Origin of the sequence: Roseomonas sp. TAS13, assembly GCF_001950415.1 — a bacterium.
Lineage (GTDB): Bacteria > Pseudomonadota > Alphaproteobacteria > Acetobacterales > Acetobacteraceae > Roseomonas > Roseomonas mucosa.
The window spans coordinates 1-2244 of the sequence record NZ_BDLP01000536.1 but is presented as its reverse complement, the minus strand read 5'-3'; the positions used below and the strand labels follow the sequence as shown (position 1 = coordinate 2244).

Annotated in this window: 3 protein-coding genes; 1 reads left to right on the top strand and 2 read right to left on the bottom strand. The window is 72.5% G+C overall.

The window, feature by feature from the left end; all coding sequences use genetic code 11:
• A partial coding sequence (locus ROTAS13_RS23265) for a pyridoxal phosphate-dependent aminotransferase (RefSeq protein ID WP_075823562.1) occupies window positions 1–1078 on the top strand: 1078 nt, incomplete at its 5' end.
• A 4-nt stretch (window positions 1079–1082) separates the two neighbouring features.
• Here the strand turns inward: ROTAS13_RS23265 and ROTAS13_RS23260 are convergent.
• Together ROTAS13_RS23260 and ROTAS13_RS23255 are read right to left on the bottom strand one after the other, a co-directional pair.
• A complete protein-coding gene (locus ROTAS13_RS23260; RefSeq protein ID WP_075823561.1) occupies window positions 1083–1910 on the bottom strand; it encodes an MBL fold metallo-hydrolase in 828 nt (275 codons plus the stop codon).
• Between the two features lie 69 nt (window positions 1911–1979).
• On the bottom strand, window positions 1980–2244 hold a 265-nt coding region (locus tag ROTAS13_RS23255), incomplete at its 5' end, for a DMT family transporter (protein ID WP_139323525.1).

The window sequence follows — 2244 nt, the reverse complement described above, 5'->3', positions numbered from 1 at the left end:
GGGCGCGCCGGGCGTGCTCCGCATGGAGGTCGGCCAGCCCGGCACCGGCGCCCCGCGCGGCGCCGCCGAGGCCGTGGCGAAGGCGCTGCTGGCCAGCGAGCCCATGGGCTACACGGAAGCCTTCGGCCTGCGCCCCCTGCGCGAGCGCATCGCGCTCCGCTACGCCCGCCACTATGGCCAGCCCGTGCCGGTGGACCGCATCGCCGTCACGGTGGGCGCCTCGGGCGCCTTCCCGCTGGCCTTCCTCGCCGCCTTCGACCCGGGCGACACGGTGGCCATGGCGGCGCCCTACTACCCGCCCTACGCCAATATCCTCACCGCGCTGGGGATGCGCCCCCTGACGCTGCCCTGCGACGCCTCGACCCGCTTCCAGCCCACCGTGGCGATGCTGGAGAAGCTGGACCCGCGCCCCGCCGGCCTGATCGTCGCCTCCCCCTGCAACCCTGCCGGCACCATGCTCGCACCCGCCGAGCTCGCCGCCATCGCCCGCTGGTGCCACGCGAACGGGGTGCGCCTCATCTCCGACGAGATCTACCACGGCCTCAGCTATGGCGTGGAGGAAGCCACGGCGGCCGCCTTCAGCCCCAGCGCCGTGGTGGTCAACAGCTTCAGCAAGTACTTCTCCATGACCGGCTGGCGCATCGGCTGGATGCTGCTGCCGGAGGACCTGCTCCGCCCGGTGGAATGCCTGGCGCAGAACATGTTCATCTCCGCCCCGCACATCGCCCAGCTCGCCGCCCAGGCCGCGATGGACTGCACGGAGGAGCTGGAGGCCAACCGCGCCGCCTATGCCCGCAGCCGCGACATCCTGCTGCGCGCCCTGCCGGGCATCGGCCTCGACCGCATCGCCCAGGCGGACGGCGCCTTCTACCTCTGGTGCGATGTCGGCCACCTGACCAACGACAGCGTGGCCTTCTGCGCCGCCATGCTGGCCGAGGCCGGCATCGCCGCCACCCCCGGCGTGGATTTCGACCCGGCCCGCGGCCACCGCTTCCTGCGCTTCTCCTATTGCGGGCCGGAAGCCGACATGGCGGCGGCACCGGAACGCCTGGCCCGCTGGCTCGGGCGCGGCGGCTGATCCCTCACGCCGCCCGCGATGCCATCTCCGGCAGGAATGGGTCCGCCACCGGGTCATGGGTGCAGGTGACCTGGACCTCGTCCGAATGCCCGCGCAGCAGCGCCCGAAGCGCCGCCTGGGACGCCGCGGCGATGCGCCCGCTCCGCTGCATCATCGTCTCATAGGCCAGGGCGAAAGGCGGGCAGCGCGGCGCAGCCCGCAATTCGCGCAGGTTGAACACCGCATCGCCCGCATGCAGCAACCAGCCCGCCCCGGTCCGGACCGCGACGCCGCAATGCCCCGCCGTGTGGCCGGGCAGCGGCACCAGCACGAAGCCGGGCGGCAGCCCCTCGCGAAACGCCGCGAAGCCGAACCAGTTCTGGCCGAGCCGGTCGTGCTCCCGCATGTCGCGCCGAAGCTGTCCGGGCCGGTAGCGCATCGCCCCCGTCAGCCCCCGCCGCGCACGCGCATCCCGCGCCTCCCGCCCCGACACATGCACCGTCGCCCAGGGAAAATCCGTGAGTCCGCCCGCATGGTCGTAGTCGAGATGCGTCATCACGATATGGCGCACATCCTTGGGGTCGAAACCCAGGGTCCGGACCTGGACGATCGCCGTATCCTCCGGCGCGACCCGGACCCGCGTGGCATGGCGCGCGACGCCTGGCAGGCGCGCCTCCGGGTCGAAGACATCCCCCATGCCGAAGCCGGTATCCACCAGCACCAGCCCATCCTCCGATTCGGCGAGAAGGCAGCGGCAGGTCAGGCTCGACGGCCCCATGCCGGGCGTCAGCCCATCCCATAGCCCGCCCCCGAAGGGACGCATGCAGCCGCAGTGGAGGGTGTGAATACGCATGACCGGATGAACGCCGGCGCATGCGCCTTGTTGCGGCGGAACCTCCGCCCCCCCTCCCTCGCATCTCCCCTAGTAGCGCGCGATCAGCACGACCCCGCCGATCATCAGCGCGCAGCCCAGCACCCGCAGCAGGCTCAGGGAGCGCACCTCGAAGCCGACAAGGCCGAAATGGTCGAGCAGCACGGAGGTCACCACCGCCGCGGTCAGGGTGAGGGCGGTGTAGGGACCGGCACCCAGCTTCTGCGCCGAGGTCAGCGTCACCAGCACATAGACCGCCCCGAGCAGGCCGCCGATCCAGCCCCACCAGGGCACCTGCCCCGCCCGCCCGCCCAGG

Excerpts from the sequence above, each read along its gene's own strand:
- ROTAS13_RS23260 (WP_075823561.1), bottom strand. The coding sequence starts at position 1,910 with ATGCGTATTCACACCCTCCACTGCGGCTGCATGCGTCCCTTCGGGGGC.